This window comes from Chloroflexus sp. MS-CIW-1 (assembly GCF_030444705.1).
In the GTDB taxonomy this organism is placed as follows: Bacteria; Chloroflexota; Chloroflexia; order Chloroflexales; family Chloroflexaceae; genus Chloroflexus.
This window is the reverse complement of sequence record NZ_JAUBWR010000001.1, coordinates 2,370,489-2,392,302: the sequence shown is the minus strand read 5'-3', so window position 1 is coordinate 2,392,302 and position 21,814 is coordinate 2,370,489. Positions and strand designations below refer to the sequence as shown.

Annotated in this window: 13 protein-coding genes and 1 CRISPR repeat array (1 of these 14 running past the window's edge); of the genes, 2 read left to right on the top strand and 11 right to left on the bottom strand. The window is 52.8% G+C overall.

The annotated features are described in order from the left end of the window. Nucleotides 1-7,680: direct repeats of the CRISPR family, unit length 37 nt; unit sequence GTTTCAGTGCTCTACCGTGAGCCGAAATTGTTGAAAG; it reaches 4,659 nt to the left of the window's first position. Nucleotides 7,681-7,990: 310 nt separating this feature from the next. The 11 genes from cas4 to QTO31_RS09410 form a co-directional block, all read right to left on the bottom strand. Then, entirely contained in the window at nucleotides 7,991-8,599 is a 609-nt protein-coding gene (gene cas4 / locus QTO31_RS09460) for a CRISPR-associated protein Cas4 (protein ID WP_031460732.1), read from the bottom strand. After that, a complete protein-coding gene (gene cas2 / locus QTO31_RS09455; RefSeq protein ID WP_031460733.1) occupies nucleotides 8,586-8,843 on the bottom strand; it encodes a CRISPR-associated endonuclease Cas2 in 258 nt (85 codons plus the stop codon). The genes cas4 and cas2 overlap by 14 nt, the downstream gene beginning before the upstream one ends. A 12-nt stretch (nucleotides 8,844-8,855) precedes the next feature. Then, nucleotides 8,856-9,869 (bottom strand): CRISPR-associated endonuclease Cas1, encoded by a 1,014-nt coding sequence (gene cas1 / locus QTO31_RS09450; protein WP_031460734.1) that lies wholly within the window; start codon nucleotides 9,867-9,869, stop codon nucleotides 8,856-8,858. Nucleotides 9,870-10,020: 151 nt separating this feature from the next. Next, nucleotides 10,021-11,025: a CRISPR system precrRNA processing endoribonuclease RAMP protein Cas6 gene (cas6, locus tag QTO31_RS09445; RefSeq protein ID WP_301428897.1), complete on the bottom strand. Its 1,005-nt coding sequence runs from the start codon at nucleotides 11,023-11,025 to the stop codon at nucleotides 10,021-10,023. A gap of 2 nt (nucleotides 11,026-11,027) precedes the next feature. Further along, complete coding sequence (cas3, locus tag QTO31_RS09440) at nucleotides 11,028-13,367, bottom strand: CRISPR-associated helicase Cas3' (RefSeq protein ID WP_301428896.1); 2,340 nt, start codon at nucleotides 13,365-13,367, stop codon at nucleotides 11,028-11,030. Beyond that, complete coding sequence (gene cas5 / locus QTO31_RS09435) at nucleotides 13,345-14,082, bottom strand: CRISPR-associated protein Cas5 (RefSeq protein ID WP_301428895.1); 738 nt, start codon at nucleotides 14,080-14,082, stop codon at nucleotides 13,345-13,347. The genes cas3 and cas5 overlap by 23 nt, the downstream gene beginning before the upstream one ends. 9 nt (nucleotides 14,083-14,091) lie before the next feature. Next, entirely contained in the window at nucleotides 14,092-15,180 is a 1,089-nt protein-coding gene (cas7i, locus tag QTO31_RS09430; protein ID WP_301428894.1) for a type I-B CRISPR-associated protein Cas7/Cst2/DevR, read from the bottom strand. Between the two features lie 18 nt (nucleotides 15,181-15,198). After that, entirely contained in the window at nucleotides 15,199-16,689 is a 1,491-nt protein-coding gene (locus QTO31_RS09425; RefSeq protein WP_301428893.1) for a type I-B CRISPR-associated protein Cas8b1/Cst1, read from the bottom strand. A gap of 174 nt (nucleotides 16,690-16,863) precedes the next feature. Further along, on the bottom strand, nucleotides 16,864-17,883 hold the full coding sequence (locus QTO31_RS09420; RefSeq protein WP_301428892.1) for a helix-turn-helix transcriptional regulator: 1,020 nt from the start codon (nucleotides 17,881-17,883) through the stop codon (nucleotides 16,864-16,866). Nucleotides 17,884-18,004: 121 nt separating this feature from the next. Next, the gene (locus QTO31_RS09415; RefSeq protein ID WP_031460741.1) at nucleotides 18,005-18,214 is read right to left on the bottom strand and encodes an HTH domain-containing protein; all 210 of its coding nucleotides are present in this window, start codon (nucleotides 18,212-18,214) and stop codon (nucleotides 18,005-18,007) included. A gap of 603 nt (nucleotides 18,215-18,817) precedes the next feature. Continuing rightward, entirely contained in the window at nucleotides 18,818-19,204 is a 387-nt protein-coding gene (locus tag QTO31_RS09410) for a hypothetical protein (RefSeq protein ID WP_301428891.1), read from the bottom strand. A gap of 110 nt (nucleotides 19,205-19,314) precedes the next feature. Here QTO31_RS09410 and rlmN point away from each other — a divergent pair, with 110 nt between their 5' ends. Then, on the top strand, nucleotides 19,315-20,424 hold the full coding sequence (gene rlmN, locus QTO31_RS09405) for a 23S rRNA (adenine(2503)-C(2))-methyltransferase RlmN (protein ID WP_301428890.1): 1,110 nt from the start codon (nucleotides 19,315-19,317) through the stop codon (nucleotides 20,422-20,424). Nucleotides 20,425-20,475: 51 nt separating this feature from the next. Continuing rightward, nucleotides 20,476-21,792: a histidine--tRNA ligase gene (gene hisS / locus QTO31_RS09400; protein WP_301428889.1), complete on the top strand. Its 1,317-nt coding sequence runs from the start codon at nucleotides 20,476-20,478 to the stop codon at nucleotides 21,790-21,792. The last annotated feature ends 22 nt before the right edge of the window (nucleotides 21,793-21,814 follow it).

Sequence of the window (21,814 nt, the reverse complement as noted above, 5' to 3'; positions counted from 1 at the left end):
CGGGTCTCGGTTTCAGTGCTCTACCGTGAGCCGAAATTGTTGAAAGGGCGCTTGTTCCCAGACTGGCAACATTAATTTGTACGTGTTTCAGTGCTCTACCGTGAGCCGAAATTGTTGAAAGGGCGTAGCTGAGCACCTCGACAAAATCCGTTGCGCTACCGGTTTCAGTGCTCTACCGTGAGCCGAAATTGTTGAAAGGCCGTCCCCCTTTCCCTCTCCCCCCCTCACCACGAGTTTCAGTGCTCTACCGTGAGCCGAAATTGTTGAAAGGAGCACGGATGATCAAGTAGAGCGTGAAACCTGCTATTGTTTCAGTGCTCTACCGTGAGCCGAAATTGTTGAAAGGGTCTTGGATGGTGGTGGGTGTGTGTTGAGTATGAAGTTTCAGTGCTCTACCGTGAGCCGAAATTGTTGAAAGGGGGGTAGAGATGGTGTATCTCGTCGGGACGGTTGTGAGTTTCAGTGCTCTACCGTGAGCCGAAATTGTTGAAAGGCCAACCCGCTCGCGGGTTGGGGCGCGGGCTGGATCATGTTTCAGTGCTCTACCGTGAGCCGAAATTGTTGAAAGGGCGACCGGCGACACGCGACGATTGTACGAAGTATACGAGTTTCAGTGCTCTACCGTGAGCCGAAATTGTTGAAAGAAATTGATGATCTGCTGTTGGTGCGCGACGTTGGGAGTTTCAGTGCTCTACCGTGAGCCGAAATTGTTGAAAGCTTGTCGCTTGAGAAAACGAGCGTGTTCACTGAAGGCGAGTTTCAGTGCTCTACCGTGAGCCGAAATTGTTGAAAGATCCGCGTAGAGACGCGGATTATTCCCGTCAAACGAGTTTCAGTGCTCTACCGTGAGCCGAAATTGTTGAAAGGTTGATCTTCAACAGCCCGGCCAGCTCCTCAGCCGCCGTTTCAGTGCTCTACCGTGAGCCGAAATTGTTGAAAGATCCGCGTAGAGACGCGGATTATTCCCGTCAAACGAGTTTCAGTGCTCTACCGTGAGCCGAAATTGTTGAAAGGTTTTTAGACTGTTTAAGTATAAATCTGCAAGTGTTGTTTCAGTGCTCTACCGTGAGCCGAAATTGTTGAAAGGGCCCAGCCGCCGCAGCAGTGCCGAGACAAACAACATGTTTCAGTGCTCTACCGTGAGCCGAAATTGTTGAAAGGTGCGGCGGTTGGATTCGTTAACGAAACGAACAACTGTTTCAGTGCTCTACCGTGAGCCGAAATTGTTGAAAGGCGGATGGCTGAGTATCGCGATGTTGTACTGCGAAGGTTTCAGTGCTCTACCGTGAGCCGAAATTGTTGAAAGGAAAGGAGAACGAAGATGAAAACCTGGCAACTCTGGAGTTTCAGTGCTCTACCGTGAGCCGAAATTGTTGAAAGCCAGCGGGCTTTGTTCTACGACGCGCCGGTTAGTCGCGTTTCAGTGCTCTACCGTGAGCCGAAATTGTTGAAAGGAACGTTTGCGAAACGTCAATAATTCCGGCTATCGCGTTTCAGTGCTCTACCGTGAGCCGAAATTGTTGAAAGGACTTATACCAAAACCCTCACACCTTAAAAATGTGAGTTTCAGTGCTCTACCGTGAGCCGAAATTGTTGAAAGGAACTGTTGAAATGCGCGTTTGAGGTCGCGGTAGAGCGTTTCAGTGCTCTACCGTGAGCCGAAATTGTTGAAAGGCCGTACAGCGGGGTTCGCGTATTTCAATCAACATTGCGTTTCAGTGCTCTACCGTGAGCCGAAATTGTTGAAAGGGCGTCGCGGCTGAGGAGGTCGGCGTTCCGCTCGGCCAAGTTTCAGTGCTCTACCGTGAGCCGAAATTGTTGAAAGGCCCGCTTGTTTCCACAAATATCGTTCCCAGTTTTGGTTTCAGTGCTCTACCGTGAGCCGAAATTGTTGAAAGACGATCTTGACTTCCGCAGCGCGTTTATCGCACCGGAGTTTCAGTGCTCTACCGTGAGCCGAAATTGTTGAAAGGTGGCGCGATACCCGACGACGCGGTCACACCACTCCACGGTTTCAGTGCTCTACCGTGAGCCGAAATTGTTGAAAGCTCATCCCCGCCGGTGCGGGGGAGTTTGTGAAGGAGTTTCAGTGCTCTACCGTGAGCCGAAATTGTTGAAAGTGAGTGATAACGAGTTGGAATTTTGGGCGCACAGCGTTGTTTCAGTGCTCTACCGTGAGCCGAAATTGTTGAAAGGGGCGTGAGCCGGTCGGCAAAGCGACGTTTATCAAACGCGTTTCAGTGCTCTACCGTGAGCCGAAATTGTTGAAAGCCCCTTGACAAGGGTGGTTCATCGCCTGCCGCTGGAGTTTCAGTGCTCTACCGTGAGCCGAAATTGTTGAAAGGGGAAACGGATGATTAGACAAACCAAACACCCGTTCGGTTTCAGTGCTCTACCGTGAGCCGAAATTGTTGAAAGGGTTTTCGAGTACGATACGTTAACCGATGCGGCCAACGAGTTTCAGTGCTCTACCGTGAGCCGAAATTGTTGAAAGCTGTTTGGTAGCGTACAAAACCTCTTCGTTCGTTATGTTTCAGTGCTCTACCGTGAGCCGAAATTGTTGAAAGCGAGTTTGTCGAGACTGTGAATTGTAGTCGCGGTGCGGTTTCAGTGCTCTACCGTGAGCCGAAATTGTTGAAAGCACACTTTGCCGCGTACAATCAAGTGTTGCGTTGTAACGGTTTCAGTGCTCTACCGTGAGCCGAAATTGTTGAAAGTGATCAGCGCTGCGCCGAGCTGACCCGCGCCGGTGAGTTTCAGTGCTCTACCGTGAGCCGAAATTGTTGAAAGTGCACAATGTCGTTTGGGACGAGGACGAGGGCTACTTATGTTTCAGTGCTCTACCGTGAGCCGAAATTGTTGAAAGAAATCGTCGAAGACACATTAGCACAGGAGGGGTAGCAGTTTCAGTGCTCTACCGTGAGCCGAAATTGTTGAAAGGCGGCTTATCGAACTCGCATCGATCTACACAAAGCAGTTTCAGTGCTCTACCGTGAGCCGAAATTGTTGAAAGATCGTCGGTCGGCCATCACGCTCGAACACGAACGACCCCGTTTCAGTGCTCTACCGTGAGCCGAAATTGTTGAAAGGGCACTGTAAGGGAAATCGTCGAAGACACATTAGCACGTTTCAGTGCTCTACCGTGAGCCGAAATTGTTGAAAGTCATACGTCACGCCGCGATTCCCCCCATCATCACGAGTTTCAGTGCTCTACCGTGAGCCGAAATTGTTGAAAGGATTTTCATTGTCGGCACCTCTCTGATTCATGACAACGTTTCAGTGCTCTACCGTGAGCCGAAATTGTTGAAAGGTGTGGAAGATTGCCCAGAGGAACGCAAAGGCAATGATGTTTCAGTGCTCTACCGTGAGCCGAAATTGTTGAAAGGCGGTGTTGTACTGCCTAGAGGCATGGTCAATAGGTAGAGTTTCAGTGCTCTACCGTGAGCCGAAATTGTTGAAAGGGAAGGCTGGCAGTATTTAGGACTTGACGCTACACCGAGTTTCAGTGCTCTACCGTGAGCCGAAATTGTTGAAAGGGCTGTGCGTGCAGACGAGGATGACTCCTGTAGCGAGGTTTCAGTGCTCTACCGTGAGCCGAAATTGTTGAAAGGACCCGTCCGATACTGCGATCTACACCATGCTGGATGTTTCAGTGCTCTACCGTGAGCCGAAATTGTTGAAAGCGGTGACATCCCAGTGCCAGCGCGGCGACAGCATCAGTTTCAGTGCTCTACCGTGAGCCGAAATTGTTGAAAGATCATGCAACGGTTCGTCTCCATCACCGATCGCTCGCTGGTTTCAGTGCTCTACCGTGAGCCGAAATTGTTGAAAGTTCGCGTGTGTGCGAACGGGCATTGTTGTGTGTGAGGAGTTTCAGTGCTCTACCGTGAGCCGAAATTGTTGAAAGGAGAGACATTTCGCATCGTTTTGGAACGCGCGAAAAGTCGTTTCAGTGCTCTACCGTGAGCCGAAATTGTTGAAAGGGTTTACGAGTCGATTCGGATTATTCCCATCACTCGAGTTTCAGTGCTCTACCGTGAGCCGAAATTGTTGAAAGGCAGATTCAGTAAAATACGTAACACAATTTTTCATCGGTTTCAGTGCTCTACCGTGAGCCGAAATTGTTGAAAGGCGAACTACTCAGTGTTGTCTACTGTCAGCGCTGGAGTTTCAGTGCTCTACCGTGAGCCGAAATTGTTGAAAGGTTTGACAAACGTTTGTGCGATATGCTATGATAGAAGGTTTCAGTGCTCTACCGTGAGCCGAAATTGTTGAAAGTGGAACGCAGATCGCGGGATCGCGTTAGCGTTTTTCGGTTTCAGTGCTCTACCGTGAGCCGAAATTGTTGAAAGGCAGATTCAGTAAAATACGTAACACAATTTTTCATCGGTTTCAGTGCTCTACCGTGAGCCGAAATTGTTGAAAGGTCCTTCCCTCTTCATCCCCGTCGATAGATGTAGAAAGTTTCAGTGCTCTACCGTGAGCCGAAATTGTTGAAAGTTTTGCGAAAATTAGAGTCGGATTTTCGCGTTTCGCGTTTCAGTGCTCTACCGTGAGCCGAAATTGTTGAAAGAAAGCTATAAAGCGAACTTGCTAGATCGCCGACATCGGGTTTCAGTGCTCTACCGTGAGCCGAAATTGTTGAAAGGGGAACCTGGCGCGTGGGGTGTTGTTGACGGGAAATTAACGTTGTTTCAGTGCTCTACCGTGAGCCGAAATTGTTGAAAGGGAAACGTAGCAGAATATTTGAACGCGCTCGCGGTAGTTTCAGTGCTCTACCGTGAGCCGAAATTGTTGAAAGGGGTTGGGCAAATAGATGTGCGAATTGATGCTTTTACGTTTCAGTGCTCTACCGTGAGCCGAAATTGTTGAAAGGATGAATTACTGTTTTAACGTTGTCAGCGTCGGGCTGGGTTTCAGTGCTCTACCGTGAGCCGAAATTGTTGAAAGGGTTTTTCACCGTTCGCGACAGCCCAGCGCGCTGCGGTTTCAGTGCTCTACCGTGAGCCGAAATTGTTGAAAGGCCAGAATGCGACATATAGTACCTCCCTTACGCCGAGTTTCAGTGCTCTACCGTGAGCCGAAATTGTTGAAAGCACTGCCGGCGTACCTCATCCCGTGGGTGGGTGATGGTTTCAGTGCTCTACCGTGAGCCGAAATTGTTGAAAGTCTGGCAGGAGTTTTGTGTGCGCCGGGATCGTGCTCAAGTTTCAGTGCTCTACCGTGAGCCGAAATTGTTGAAAGGGGGCTTGTTGCGCATGAGGGAGGTGCGACAATGTGGTTTCAGTGCTCTACCGTGAGCCGAAATTGTTGAAAGGTTCCACGCTACGACGCGGAAGAGCACAGTGTTGAGTTGTTTCAGTGCTCTACCGTGAGCCGAAATTGTTGAAAGGCTCCTTTTTTGTATTGGGAAATAGGGTTGATTAGTGTTTCAGTGCTCTACCGTGAGCCGAAATTGTTGAAAGGAGCAATACCGAAAGCAGCGCAAACAAAACGCGCTCCGGGTTTCAGTGCTCTACCGTGAGCCGAAATTGTTGAAAGGGCAGCGTCGCGGATCGTCAGCGCGCTGCGGTCAACGGTTTCAGTGCTCTACCGTGAGCCGAAATTGTTGAAAGGATGTTGGCGCGGACGGTAAATAAACTTCAAAAAAGGTTTCAGTGCTCTACCGTGAGCCGAAATTGTTGAAAGGCGTATCTTAAACGACAATCCGACACTTTTTAATGCGTTTCAGTGCTCTACCGTGAGCCGAAATTGTTGAAAGGTTGCTGGGAAGGGTGGAAGCGGCAAGACGACCGGCAGTTTCAGTGCTCTACCGTGAGCCGAAATTGTTGAAAGGGCGGGTTGGCTGCCGCAGCAGCAACGCGAATGTATTGTTTCAGTGCTCTACCGTGAGCCGAAATTGTTGAAAGACTGCGTTTTTGCCGGTCGCGGTCGTATCATACGACTGTTTCAGTGCTCTACCGTGAGCCGAAATTGTTGAAAGCGCTGGTTGCGGTAGTGAAGGTTGTCTGGTCTAATTTGTTTCAGTGCTCTACCGTGAGCCGAAATTGTTGAAAGTACTTGAACGCACCTGATCCGCCAGCGCCGCAATGCGTTTCAGTGCTCTACCGTGAGCCGAAATTGTTGAAAGGTTGTTCCAGCAAATGGGTAATTTGCGCCAATTGCTGTTTCAGTGCTCTACCGTGAGCCGAAATTGTTGAAAGATAATCTGGATTAGCGCCCAGCCGCGCAACCAATTCGTTTCAGTGCTCTACCGTGAGCCGAAATTGTTGAAAGGAGTGGTGTGGTATAGTAGAGACACAGTACGTAATCAAGTTTCAGTGCTCTACCGTGAGCCGAAATTGTTGAAAGGTTGTGCATGATAAACGAGGCGAGGGAGGGGAAGTTGTTTCAGTGCTCTACCGTGAGCCGAAATTGTTGAAAGGCGATTGACCGCCACACTGCCCTCACGATTAAGAGTAGTTTCAGTGCTCTACCGTGAGCCGAAATTGTTGAAAGTGGCAACCCGTGCCGGTTGTGATACTATACGAGTGTAGTTTCAGTGCTCTACCGTGAGCCGAAATTGTTGAAAGTTGCGCGCAATAACAAGTTTGCGCGATAGCATCTCGTGTTTCAGTGCTCTACCGTGAGCCGAAATTGTTGAAAGGATCGCGGCAATCAACGCAGAAGCAAAGCGTCGATTGTTTCAGTGCTCTACCGTGAGCCGAAATTGTTGAAAGGTCCGGCCAGCTCCACAGCCGCCTGACGTTCGCGCCGCTGTTTCAGTGCTCTACCGTGAGCCGAAATTGTTGAAAGGGTGGCATAGTTGCTGGCGTTGCTGAACACAAGCGACATGTTTCAGTGCTCTACCGTGAGCCGAAATTGTTGAAAGATTGGCCGGCGCGGCAGCGTTTCTCGCGACGTTTGATGTTTCAGTGCTCTACCGTGAGCCGAAATTGTTGAAAGCTCTCACCAGCGCGGTGAGAGGGGTTGGGGTTGGTGTTTCAGTGCTCTACCGTGAGCCGAAATTGTTGAAAGGTCGCAGCGCTGCAGCGGGTAGGGATTAGCCGCGAGGTTTCAGTGCTCTACCGTGAGCCGAAATTGTTGAAAGCGCGGCGCTGACGCAGCAGCAGTACGCGGCTGCGCGGGTTTCAGTGCTCTACCGTGAGCCGAAATTGTTGAAAGCAACATCGATGATGTCAGTCGCGAGTACGATTAAGAGCGTTTCAGTGCTCTACCGTGAGCCGAAATTGTTGAAAGAAAGCCCCCACCTCCTTGCTGCGTATAGTCGCACCAGTTTCAGTGCTCTACCGTGAGCCGAAATTGTTGAAAGTCAGTAGCGATGAGTGTAGAATCTTTCACTCTCAACGTTTCAGTGCTCTACCGTGAGCCGAAATTGTTGAAAGGCTTTCCTTCACAAACTCCCCCGCATTGACGGGAATGGTTTCAGTGCTCTACCGTGAGCCGAAATTGTTGAAAGGTTGTCCGCGCCCGCGCGCGGTCAACGTTAACGAGAGTTTCAGTGCTCTACCGTGAGCCGAAATTGTTGAAAGAACCCAACCGAAACAATTTCCCGTTGTAGAAACGAAGTTTCAGTGCTCTACCGTGAGCCGAAATTGTTGAAAGACGCAGCGATCAAGTCCATTTCAACGCAAGAACGAAAAGTTTCAGTGCTCTACCGTGAGCCGAAATTGTTGAAAGGGCTCGCCTCTCTTTTTCGTCCCCCTCGCTGTGTTGACCCTCGTACCTCTTCCCTGACGCCTCATAAGCCTTTCTGTACATTCATTATATCGTTCTTTGAACACTGCGCAAGTGGGGGAATTGCTCCACTGTCGCAACTCGTTGTTTGCGTGAAATTGCTACCGAGTTGCGAGATGCTTTTTGATCCTTTTCTGATGCTTTAAATCTGCGATCAGGCGATCTTTGTATTCGGCATCAAAGGTCTTTATACGAGACCTTTGATGCCTGAGTTGCGAGTCGACCGTTTATACGGGCAGTTTTAGAGCCGACTCTATACAACGTCGTTGCAGAAGCGGCGGAATTCACAGTTGACGCACATTGCGCGACTGGTCGGCGGCGCCGGTAGGGCCTCGGTTTGAATGGCTTTCTGCACCGCCGCGATGGTTTCAAGGACGTTTTGACGTAGTTGCGGGCTGATCGGGACTTTTTCGGCTTTGCGTAATGGTATGTGGTAGATCCAGCCGGTTTCTACCGGTAGTCCCCAGGCGTCTTCGATCAGGAGTGCGTAGGCGCCAACTTGCAGTTTGAAGTGTGGACCAGCTTTCTGTTCGCTATCTTTGTAGTCAACAACGACAACTTTTGCTGCCGGGTCTGATCGGTTGGGTATTGCAATCGCTAGATCAAGGATGCCGCGAACGCCAAGGCGCTCTGATCGCAAATAGACGTGGAAGAAGCGCTCGCCACTTTTCAATCCATATGTGCGGAGCGAACGGCGCTCTTCCCGATCTTCCTCGGCACGGTGACTGGCAGCACCTTGACGCATGAGATCGGTCTTCGGTCGGATGGATGGCAGACAATAGGTATACCAGACAACTCTTGGACAGTATCGCCATTGCTTAATGTCACTCACTTCGATGGTGTCGAGATCAGGCATCATCATACTGTTGCTCCAGAGTTCGCCGTTCGCTCCACGTTTTAGCATCAAAGACGAACAGTAGCACGTTTGCGGTGTGGCCCTTCAGCCGCCGGGTGATTTCACCGAAGAGCGCCCGTTGATGGGCTCGGCTGAGATTACCGGCAAATGCGCTGTACTGTATCCGCTGCAAACCATAATCGAGGCAGGCATCAGCTACACGCTGCCGTGCGCGATCGTTGGGGATGTCGTAGATAACGAGACAGTGCATTGCTGACCTCCGTTACCACCCCATAATGAACGGTGTGTAGGTCTCGCGCTCGCCACGGACGAAGGTGGCGATGTGGCGGGCCTGGCATTGGAGAATGTGTCGCAGCGGCTGTCGTTTACCTTCGTATGGCTCAGTCGAATTGAGGCGCTCTAGGACTTTGGTAGCAATGCGCTCACGAGTCGGTTGGTCGAGCCGTCCATCTTCTTCGCGACCGATCTGCCAGCCACGAGTGACCTGGCCGAGGAGCGGGCGATCAACCACGGCCTGTCGGAATTCCTCGATCAGGTCGAGGACAAGGCTCGGTTTGCCCGGTCGGTCGGCATGCAACAGGCCAGCATACGGGTCTAGACCGGCTAAGACAATGGCATGTTCAATCTGTCTGTAGAGAACACCGTAGCCATAGTTTAATGCCTGATTGAATGGATCACTGGCACCTCGTGTTTCACGTCCCGGCCAGTTGAGTTCTGGCGGTATGAGTGCACCTATGGCTTGCCAGTAACGAGCTGCATAACGACCTTCGATGCCCATGAGTTCTTCACGAATGTCGTCTACGGTGTCGGCCTGTAAACGCTCGACAGCAATCTGGTAATCGGTAACTTCTGCCGCCGTTGTCATGAGCAGTTCGTACACTTCGGGCGCCTGTTCTTTGCGATTTTTCGCTGCATAACGCAGCAGGTTCGCCTGATTGCCTAGCTTCCCTAATGTGAAACTGCGCGCCAGGGCGACGCCGGTTGGGCCGTCATAAGCGCGGAGCTGGGCGCGGCGAGTGAGTACTGTACCAGTGAGACCGGCACTGTACAGGCTGGCATACGGGGTGCCATTTGTGCTGATGAAGTGAATAGGTATGCCCTCTTCACTACATGCACGTATTGCATCACTGCTGATCCCAACACCACTCCCGCAGATGATGACCTGCCGCAGATGCATGATTGGGACCTCTTTCACCGATTCGTTGTCTTTTGTGACCCGTAGACGGCCCTGATGTTTGCCAATGAAGCTGCCTCGTTCGTCAACGATGAGTTCCATGGTAGAGTCTCCTTTTGCTACGATGGCAATCAACCGACGTCACCCACAATCTTCTATTGTTAAGGTGCGGAAGCAATACACGCAGCACGCATCGGGTGCGATGCAAGATTGTGCTAATTAGCGTGCTGGCGACGAAATGTTCACACATACTCTAACGAGAGAATACGCTGGTGTCAAATCCCGGAAATGAGGGCATGCCCTCCAGTGTGTACCATCCGTCTCCCTTGACTGCGTTGCGCCCGACGTGGATCAGGCTCCCCCAGACAATCAGTTCGCGCAGGGGTTCCAGTGGGCCTGCAAAGGTGGCACTGCCGATCAGACCACCGACAGGTGTTCGTCGTTGCTGGCGTGATGAGACGCTCACAACGTCGATCCAGCGTGTTTGGTCAGTTGTGACTGTTACTTGTTCAGCGATTTCTAGCAGGCCGCGAAAATCAATGGTGAGCGGACCATCACCATACGCCCGCGAGAGATCGTCAAGGCGCCTCATCAGGCGCTGAATAAGCGGCCGTAAGGCAATGTTTTTCACCAGCCGATCCTGATCGATGAGTCGCAGTGGCGTGTGGAAGGTGAAGGTGATCTGATCGGTCGGCAACCGCGCCGCGTAATCGGCTACTGTCGTTGAATCTATCGGTAATCCAGGGAAATTAACGGTTCTCCCGGGTTGTGGGTAGAGAGTTTGCCGTGTTGCGGTGAGTGGATTGTACGCTTCGATGGCCTGGAGCGCGAAGCGTCCGCGACGACTCCCCAATTCAGGTAGCTTTATGCCGATGCCGTCCCGTTCTAGTTCGTGAACAGCCATCACGAGGTACGGAAAGAAGATCTCGGCTTTGCCAAAGAGGGCCAGTCCAAACTGAAAGGTTTCACCTGGTTGGTATCGCCGCCCGCTATCAAGCGGTGGACGAACAACGTATGGACGCGGTCGTTGTTCACTGCCTTTTTCGTCTTCGCTGCGCATCGGCGCCACCAGTGCAGCGACCGGGCAGTGTTGGTACACTATGCAGCCAGCACAGGTGATCGCCTCTTTATTGGCGCAGAATCGTTCCCATAGTGAATTGGCAATCGCTCCCCGTACCGCCGGCCCACTTTGCGCGGCCAGCATAATCGGGGTCGCGGCGGTAACGGTGAAGACGAGATGATGTACGGTAAGGGTCATAGTTAGCTCCAATCTGGATCACTGACAATATCACCAAACGAAAGGCCGTTCCGTGAGTCGTAAGGAGTTTGGGCAATCCAGATGTGCCGTTGCCCTCCCGATTCTGCTGGCTGGAGTTTGCCCTGGCTGCGTAAGATGGCAAAGCGCTGTTTGCTGATACTGACCAGATAGTCGTTCGCCTCGATGAAGTGTTCGTTCATCAGCAGATCGATGTAGACTCGTTCAAAGCATTGGGGTACCACATCGACACCATCGAACATCTTATCGAATTCCTCCTCGCGCTGGTCATCACTCTTAAATGGGCAGAGACCGTTGATGATGAGGTCAACCTGTTGCTGCATACGCTCGAATGCCTCTCGCCATTGCTGATCAAGCAGGGGATCGGCGTAGATACGGTCGAGCCACTCCTGGACGGTAGCTTCATCAATGACCTCACCATCGTGACGCTCAAGTTCGGTTAAAGTGACCCGAACAATGTGGCCAGCCTGGGTTGGATCACGGTGACGACCATATACTCCCTGACCATCGGTCGGTTGGCGGAAGACGTAAACAGGGGCGATTCCTTTCGTGCCACGCCGGTTGACTCGTCCAAATCGCTGTAAGAGTGCTTCCAGCGGCGCCGGATCGGTGTAGATAGTGTCGAGGTCAATATCGAGACTGACTTCAACGACTTGCGTAGCAACGAGTGCTAACGGCGCACGTTGGCCACTGCCATGCGCACAGCGATCCCGAATAGTCTGTTCGATCCGGTTGCGATCACCATAGGTAAACCGACTGTGGAGAAGGATAAGCTGTTCTTCTTTCAGAGCAGCCTGAGCCAGGAGATCACGAAGCATCTGCGCACGTGCGACGGTGTTCGCACACACCAACACTTGCTGACCAGCCTGGACACGGTTAGCAATCTCTTGAATGGTCTCCGGATCGATCAATTCACCATCGCGCAGGTGTAGCTTATGACGACGGAAACGGGCAAAGATGTCCGGCGTCGCCTGAACCATCGCTGGTTTACCAAGGGCATGGGTCAGTCGGTCAATGATGAGTGAGGGAAATGTTGCCGACATCACAAGGAAACGGGCGTTCAGATACTGGCGGAGATAGCGCATCAGGCCGGTGATCAGCGCTAGTCGCTCTGGTTCGTAAGCGTGAATCTCATCGAAGATAAACGCTGCTTGCGTGTAGTCGGTTAGCATGGCTTCAAAGCCGCGCAGTTGGAACAGTGCTTTGAGCAGTTGGTATGGGCTGAGAACTTTAAGAGGACGGGCGTGCAACAGGTTGAGGTTCTTCTCCCATTGTATGCGCCGTGCAATGCTCGCCGACCACTCTTCACCATCACGGAACCGGGCATAAAGAGCTTGCGCTGCCCGTCCGTGTTGGAGACCAACTGCCTGATCGCCAAAGAGATGGCGCAGACGGTCATACATCGCATTCATGCTGGCCTGGTACGGCAGAACGTAGAAGATTCGTGCGGCTGCCTGCGTTCCATCCCCCAGTGCCCAGGCCAGCGCCGCTTCGGTTTTACCACTGCCGGTTGGTGCCATAAGGAAGGTTGTACGTCCCGACTGTTTTGCACTGTCCTGTTGGTGAGGATAGACCTTCTTGCCGGTGAAAAGCGATTCCCAGGAACACCGGATCGGCGCCGGCATACTATGCAGATGGGCCGAAGCCCGATGGTCGGCAGTGGTGATCAAACCGCGCAAGAGGATACCGGGGAGACGATCAGTCTTTGCCGTGTGCGAACTGGCGAGCTGATCAACCCAACGCTGATATTCTCCCAGCCAGTGTCGTACCCGTTCGGGATTGACACGACAGGGTTGCGGAGTAATCGCGGCTACTACCTGCCCTATCCCCAATTGGTCACACCAGGGATTGGCACAGGTATCTAACCAGGTGAGCAAACCTTGCGCCGTTTGCTCTGGCAGGTCGTTGCACAGCTCAATAAGCGGGTCTTTACGCAATCCAGGCGGATACAGTTCGGCGATTTCAGCAGCATCGCGATGGTGAGACACAATCGCCGCCACCAGCCAACGCTGTTCTTCTTCACTGAAGTCGTGGGCAATTGCATCAACAAAGCCCAACGAGAGTACCTCGTGACGATGCGGCCAGGGTGGGCCACCTTTCAACCGCCGTTGAAAGCCATGCGCTGCTTTGCCAAAGTCGTGCAGAAAAGCAGCCCAGTAGAGACAGTGCCACTGCCGGTCGGGAAGCAGACTCGGGCGCAGGCGGTAGAGATCGGCTAACCGACAGAGCACATCCCAGGTATGTGCGGCCAGAGTCTCACCACCGTGCTGCTGGCTCTTTGCCAGCAAATCATCGATGTGGTCAGGCCAGGGAGAAGGCTTCATCAGATACTCCTACAAAGGTATGAAACCACAAACCCAACATCAAACCATCAACAGTCGGTGCTGTTGGATCACTCCAATAGCTTGTGGTCTGTTCGCCGAATTTCAGCATTTGTTTGGTCGTTACCCGTTCGGTGAGCATCAGATAGCGTTCAAAGCTGGGCTTCCGGCGGTTATGATAGTCTATCCAGCGCGGCATTAATGTCACAATACCGGCCGGTATTTGGGCAGCCATGCGGTATGGGAGCAGGGTGTGCTCAAAGTAGACCTGATCAGTTCGCTGAAGTTCAATAGTTTCCACTTGCGTATACGCAGCCAAATCCTGCGAACGGCCCAAGATGACCGGATAACGCGGGAAACGGAAAGCATCGATCCAGTCGGGTCGGTTGATGTAGAGCGTCAAGCGTGGGAAGAGGAGGATATGGCGCTTGAAGGGATTAATGTTCCCTTCAAGCACCTTGGGTTCGCCACCGGGTAATTTCCCTGATGCAGCCGAGAGCACGTGGATATGCTCAAGGTCGTACTCTGCACCGGCAACGGTAAAATGGTATGCAAACCTTACACCTTCTGGATCGATCCAGTCACCCAGGGCACTGCAAATGTGCCCATAGATGGTCGCGGGTGGCGGCAATGGAAAGCTCGGCTGTTCTCCCAACATAAAGTGGGGATACCGGAACGAAGTTGATATGCCTTCGAGCACGATCTTGAGCACCTTCATATCTATCTCCTAGTCCAGCCATTCAGGATGCTGATCGCAATCTTGAACGAAGGTGGTGAATGCTTCACGGGGATGGCTCAGCCGAATTTGGGGCAGGTTCTGAGCAGAGGCATGCGCATTATAATCGGCAATGAACTGCTCAAAACTGGCCCGCGCCTCGTCGAGATAACCTTTTACCCAGCCTACGTACACCGGTGAGAGGATACCGTCGGCGAAAACTCGCAATGCGTCACGCAAGGCCTCGATCTTGATCTCCGGCAATCCGACCCGATTGGCGCCAACGGTATGGTGGAAGATATGGTTTCCGCCCTTAGTGACGGCAAAGATCACCAGCGCCGGACTGACATCGGTATAGTGCAACGTCTGCTTTGCCCCACCTTCCAGTTGCGCCATGCCGGTAAAGAGGGCCTTCACCCGTGCCAGCCGCTCGGCTTTCGGCAACCGATACGATTTCTCGTTTTCGAGGTGTTCAACCCCAGGCACATCACCAATCAGGCGAACCCGTTCTTCGTCAAGATTGCGGAAACCGGTGCGATTGCGGTACGAGAAGGTGCCGCAAGCCCACAGATCAAGTGAAAACAGCCCTTTTAACGTTGTCCGGTAAAATTGATGCTCATGCGGCACCGGATTCCCCTCGTGGCGAGCCATGACACCGAAATCACTGGTCGGATTGACAGGAGCAATCGAAACCAGCGTACTAACACGGAATGGTGAGGCGCGAGTAACCGTATCCTTCACCGGTGTTGATTCTTCAAGCGAACTGATTTGCTCACGACTCCGTTTGGCAGTGTCAGCTTTGCCGGGCGCCCGCATGTACCCGAAAAGGTCATCGTCCCAATACCGGATCGGGTTGGCGTCGGTGTAGGCAATCTTCTCTTCGCGGAAAATGGGCGAAGCTTTCCACTCCGGAACCCGTTGTTCGAGCGTCATCCGAAGCCAGTAGCGAAATGCCTGCGCCGAAACGTAGGGGAAATTACCGGCTTTGGTGGAGATCACTTTCACACCTACCGTATTTTCTTCCCGTTCACCGGGATTGCCCAAATTGTTGAGGGCCGATGCTGGAGCATCAATCAGCAGTAAACCGGTCACGAATGCCATCGTTCGTTGCTCTCCTTTCTAGTCGTTTACCACAACCTCTTCCTCGGTCGGAATCGCATCCTCATTTGCAGCAATCCAATCACGTAATTGCTCGACCATGCGGATCAACACCAGATCGCGCATCAGTCGCCAGTCACTCCGTAATACCTCTTCGCCCTCCATAAAAACGGCTAAAAAACTATCGAGATCCAACAGGGTATCTGTACCACGCTTGTAACGGGTGTATTCAATGTTGGTCTTGCTAAGCAACGTTAGAAAGTCATTGCTACGTTGCGTCGTAAAGAACTGGCGGAAGAAGCGCTTGCCGCCCTGGTGACGGGTGTAATCGGCCAACTTATCGCCCAGCTCTTTCAGTATCGCTACCCGGTCATCAGTCATAAGCATTACCTCCTGTACAAAAAGTTCAACCAACGGCCAGGAAATCAGCTCAGCCTCTCGCAAAGTTGAATAGCCGTGACGTGGGTCATCAGCCGACCGCCTGAGATCAGGTTTGCGGAGAAAATAGGTCCGCACAAAACGCGCAGCCTGTTCCGGCAGCGTAAACAGGTCTTCGTAGAGATAGTTCGAGCGTGGTTCAGATGGTTCGGCGGCTTTGTTCCGTTTTCTCGTTGCCGCAACGACCTGCCAGCTCCGCTTTACCAACTCATTCCACAGTTGCCGGTAGGTTGGGGTCTGCACGGCCAGCAGAAAGCCGGTAATCTGCAATGGGAGATGGTATATTTCCAGGAACGGTGACTGACCGTTGTTAAAGTAATATGCGGTGATCGCCGGTCGGCGTTGCGAATACCGACTCTGGCGATTCAGAATATCGGTTAGTGTCTCGATCAGGAGTGTTTTCAAGCTCCGTGGCGAACCGGGTAACTTATCTTCACCAGCAGCCTGCGCTTTGGCAACATCGCTCAGATTACGTTGCAGAAATTGATTTGCAAAGCCAATTGTCAGCTGCTCATCATCACAATGCACGGCCAGCAACCCGCCACCAACCTTGGCGCAGCCAAGCGGCATCGTCTGTAGAGCCAGGATTGCCTCCGGTGCCATCGGCAAACCGGGATCACCGTTAATAAAGAAGTTGATCGCATCATCACCTTGAAGCAATGGCATTTGCGCCCGCCCTACCCGACCTGGTTGCAATTTCTGCGACAACTCAAGTCCGGCCGCCGGTAAACCGGTAAAGAGGCAGGGTTCAGTGTTGGCAATAGCAAGCGCCCACTGTCGCAAATGGCGCTCAGCCCAGTGTTGGCGCTTCTGCTGCGCTTCAGCCCGTTGCTCAGGCGATAGTCCAGGTCGGTCAGGGTTGAAGGCTGATTGGGCAAACCATGCATTACTGGTAAAGGCAACCGTTAAGAAGCTACGTAACGGCTGTCGTACATAATTCGCTTCGATGTACCTTGCGATCTTCTCCAAATCCTGTGTGTCGAGATCGGCAAACCGCTGTTTGCCAACGAAGGCCGTCATGGTAGCAAAACCAACATCAATAAATGGATGGCCGGTATAGGTTATCTTGTTCATTCTTCCGTCCTCTCATTGCGTACCTCAGGCTCGCACATGAATGCGGGAGTGTGCGAAACGCTGTGTTCGTAAGCGAGGGAGTTCCCAGCCCGTTTCTGCCGTGCTAATGCCAACAGACGGTACAGTCAACAGTAGGAAAGAGAGTAAAACCGACACCTTATTCCTTCTCCTGTGCTACATCTCACCCTCCTCTGTGCAGTGTAGCATCCTACCCTGCAACATAGTTGCAGTCTGCGCGTAATTTGCTGATGCTTGCTGCAACTCAGCGGCAACCATCTGCACTAACTCAGGTGGCGCCAGCACAAGAGCATGTGACCCATACCCCAACACCCAGCGCTTCACCTCGTCGAGCGCACCGCTCTGAAAACGCAACACCAGGCCACTGTCGGCCTGCTCCTCGATCTGCTGTGTGGGATGCCACTGCCGCTCACGAATATACGGCGCCTGGAATCGATCAAACGCAATCACAATCTCGACCGAATACATGCTCCCCTGACCAAGAAAACCGTTGCGTAAATAGGTGTTTACATCGAAGTTGGGATCACGCACAAAACGGTTTTGCCGCCGCACCTGCCAGTGCCTGATCCGGTAGAGCGCAAATTGCCGTATCTCTCCCCGCCGATGATCGAAAGCGATGACCTGAAGGTCACCACGGGCTAGAAAGAGGTGATATGGCTCAATCAGGCGCTGCGTTACCTCCTGACGACTGGCCGTGAAATAGGTGATCTCGATAGGGTGATACTCACGGATACACTCGTTGATGACCTGCACCAGGTCAGGATCAACGTGAGCCAGCGCTCCGGGTTGGAATGTCAAATGATCGAGCAATGCTTCAGGATGGACACTCATCTGGTCGGTCAAGTAGCGTCCGATCCGTTGTATAAAACTCCGAAGCGGCGCGGCAAATGAGGTACCCAGGTAGCGTCGGCTAAGCTCGGTACTGATCAAAAACGCCAGTAATTCCCCCTCGCTGACGTGCAGCACCGGCATCACCCATGTTGAATCGCGGTAGAAGTAGCCACCGTGCCGCCGACTGTAAACCAGTGGTGCGCCTATCCGATCACGCAGATACGCTAGATCGTCGTAAATGGCCCGCTCGCTCACTTCAAAACGCCGACAAAAATCGGCGACCGATGGATACGTCTTGGTCCTAATCATCTGGTCAATCGTAATGAGCCGTTCCAACCGCGACATAGGGTCTCCCTCGAGCGCCGGTTAGTAGCATACCCACGTTCTACGCTTTATTCCTGATGTGAGTTATAGCATGCAACTGCTCGAAAAATGGCAACAGCACAGATGTTTGTTGCAAAGAAACTTACCACCAACGCTGAAACAGATGTAACCTCCCTTCCTGATCTTCGGTTAGCAGCAAGCCACGTTCTTCAAGCAGCGGTAGATCACGGATCACAGTCGAACGCGGCACCCCTAACCGGTACGCTAATTCGGCTGCGGTCAATGGTTCCTCGGCCAATAGTTCGGCATACCGCTCAAGTCGTTGCTGCTTGCTCTGCTTGCTCCCAAACATTGCTACCCTCCGGTAACGTCAATCTCTAGGTGCGACGACCGGAGTGTCGCATGCCGATGTTGCCAGTACTGCAACATCACTGCAACTATCATAGCAAGATAATCGTTCACATATGTGGATAGTGATCTTAAATTTTCAAAGCATTTCAGAGAATTGGCCCGATACCTGAGACCGATGAGAGGCGGTGCTGTTTTCCAGCGCTGATGAGGATCGCTATCCGAAATCCTTGCGTCAGGTTACGACGGAAGGCTTCTATCGATAGATATGGCTCCCGCCGAACGCCGATGGGATGACCTGGCGGGCGCAATGTCGTTCACAGAGGCTTGGCGCCGCCGTGCCTCTTCACCTCCCATTATCGGCGAAGAGGAGATGGGTGCGTCGCATAGTGATGAGGCGCTTTGATCGTGGTAGACGGCAACCGTCACGGTGGCGCTACGGAGACGACGGACACCGATTGGTCGCTCTCGTCGCCGGATGGTGCGGAATGAATGGCCCCGTCGGACGATCTGCTGGATGCCGACGGGGATGACCTGCGGGTGTGACGTCATCCGCAGGGGCACGGCGCTGCCGTGTCCCTCGGTACATATACGGTGTAACAGATACTTACACCGTCAATTGGTAAGCGGTTCCGTTCACGATAACTGTATACTGGCCGGGGGTAAACGAACCTTCAAGCATAACCGATTGATCCAGCATTGGGGCAATTGCCGGACACATTTCGGCACCGCTATGTATTGCTTTAACTGTAATCGTGATTACATGACCTTCGCGCTGCTGGCTGATTCCGGTAAGCGTTGTACAGCCATCACCAAGGTAGCCGGTAATGTGGGCTTGCACCTGCAATGGATACGACTCGAGGACTACGAATTCAACTCGTTCAATCGTCACCACACCGCTACGCGGGGTGGGAGTCGAGGTTGTCATAGTGCAGGACGTTAACAGAAAGACCAATCCGACAATAAGTAATAACATGCCACGGCGTAACATCATCTTTACTCCTTACTATGCAGTGTTTGTCGGTTTTAGGACGTTCTGACATGCACGTTCGTTCCCCGATACTCTGCGTCGTCGTTGTTTTCATTTCCTGTCAACGTGGTACAATGCATCATGCTATGGAGCAACGCAGTCTGTATGATTACACTCTAACTGAATTGACCGCACTCTTGCAAAGCTGGGGCGAGCCGGCATTCCGTGCCCGTCAGCTTTACCGGCATCTGTATGTCAATTTAGTCCAACATCCAGAACAAATGACCGATCTGCCGCTCGCATTGCGCCGTCGTCTGGCCGAGATTCCACTCTCAACGTTACACCGCGAGCACGTGCAGATCGGTGACAACGGGATGACGCGCAAGGCGCTCTTCCGACTGCCGGATGGTGCAGTGGTTGAGACGGTTCTGATGGTCTACCCCGACCGCTCAACGGTCTGTGTCTCGACCCAGGCCGGTTGTGGGATGGGCTGTGTTTTTTGCGCTACCGGCCAATTGGGGTTGTTACGCAATCTCAGTAGTGGCGAGATCGTGGCGCAGGCAATTTGGGCGTCGCAAGAACTACGTGCAATGGGTATGGCTGGGCAAAGCGGGCGTGTTAGCAACCTAGTCTTCATGGGGATGGGCGAACCCTTTGCCAATTACGACCGCTGGTGGCAAGCGGTTGAGCGGCTCCATGATCCACAGGGCTTCAACCTTGGCGCCCGGAGTATGACGGTCTCTACGGTGGGATTGGTGAAGGGGATCGAGCGCCTGGCCGAAGAGCGTTTACCAATCAATCTGGCGATCTCGTTGCATGCTCCCGACGATGCGCTGCGTAGCGAACTAATGCCGATTAATCGGCGTTATCCAATTGCTGACTTGATGGCAGCAACTCGCAACTACATTGTCAAAACCCGTCGGCGTGTCTCGTTTGAATATGTGCTGCTCCAAGGAAAAAATGACCACCCGCATCAGGCGATTGCCCTCGCCCGCCTGCTCCGACGCTCGGCGCCGCGCGGCCCACTGCTGTTCCACGTCAACCTGATCCCCTGGAATCCAGTTCCCGGTACTCCTCTTGGACGATCCGAATGGGAACGAGTCACTACCTTCCAGCAGATTTTGACCGATTATGGTATTCCCTGTACGGTGCGAGTTGAACGTGGTGTAGAAATTGCTGCGGCTTGTGGTCAGTTGGCCGGGCGTCAGTTCATACCGGTCAATGCTGTTGGCAACGAATCGTGAATGATGATAACAAAGTGTGCGAGCTATCGCTAGATGTACATGAGAGACCGTATGGCGCCAATTCAAAATGTGAAAGGAATGCGCGATCATCTGCCGGCAGATATGATGCTGCGGCAATATATCGTCAATACGTTAACGCGCATTAGTGAAAATCATGGTTTTGAACCCCTACAAACGCCAATTATCGAATACGCCGAGACGCTGGAAGGCAAGTTAGGAGACGATGAAAAGCTGATTTATCGCTTCGAGGATCATGGCGGGCGGCGACTCGCGTTGCGCTACGATCAGACGGTCCCACTGGCACGAGTGACAGCTCAGTACGCCGGTCAATTATCGTTCCCGTGGCGGCGTTATGCGTATGGACCGAGTTATCGCGGCGAACGGCCAGCGCGTGGACGTTATCGCGAGTTTTATCAGTTCGATCTCGATATTGTTGGGAGTTCTTCTCCACTTGCCGACGCCGAGATCATTGCAATCCTCTGTGAAGCACTGACTGCGCTTGGTTTCCCTGGTTTCGTGACCTTGCTGAATCATCGCCAGATTATCGGCGGTATTGCCCGCGTCAGTGGACTATCAGAAGAGGCTGCGGGTGGTGTCTATCGGGCCATCGACAAATTTGATAAGATCGGCCCGGATGGGGTACGCACCGAATTGCTCAAATCGGGTATTACCCCTGCGGCTGCCGACCACATCCTGGAGCTGGTACAAATCGATGGTACACCAGATGAGGTACTGAATGCGCTGAGCCAACAACTGGCCAACGACGAGCGGGCCACAGTGGCTATTGCCAACCTGCGCGCTGTGTTGGCCGGTCTGACAGCAATGGGAGTTCCTCCTGATCAGTATCGCGTTGCCCCTCGTCTAGCGCGTGGTCTTTCGTACTACACTGGCGTTGTCTTTGAAGCAATCACACCGCACTGGCCTGAAGGTTCACTCCTCGGCGGTGGCCGTTACGACGATCTAATCGGTCTGTTCGCCGGTCGACAGATTCCGACGGTTGGGCTTGCCTTCGGCATTGACCGGCTCTACGATGTGATGCTCGAGCTAAATCTCGGCCCGCGTCCGCGCACAACTGCGCTCGCATTTGTCACGTTGTTCGGGGTCGATCAGGTTGCCGATAGTCTGGCCCTGGCAGCAGAACTACGCGCTGCCGGGATTAATACGGTCATTGCCCTTGAACCAGGGAACATCGGCAAGCAGTTCAAGGAAGCTGACCGCCGTGGGGTACGCTTTGCACTGGTGCTTGGCCCCGACGAGCTGGCGCGTGGTGAGGTTGTAGTGAAAGATCTCCAGCGCGGTGAACAACGTTCACTACCGCGTGCTGCTGCCATTAGTCTGCTTGCCGAGGCGTTGAACGAAGGGAAGTAATACCGGGCGTGTGTTCACCAAA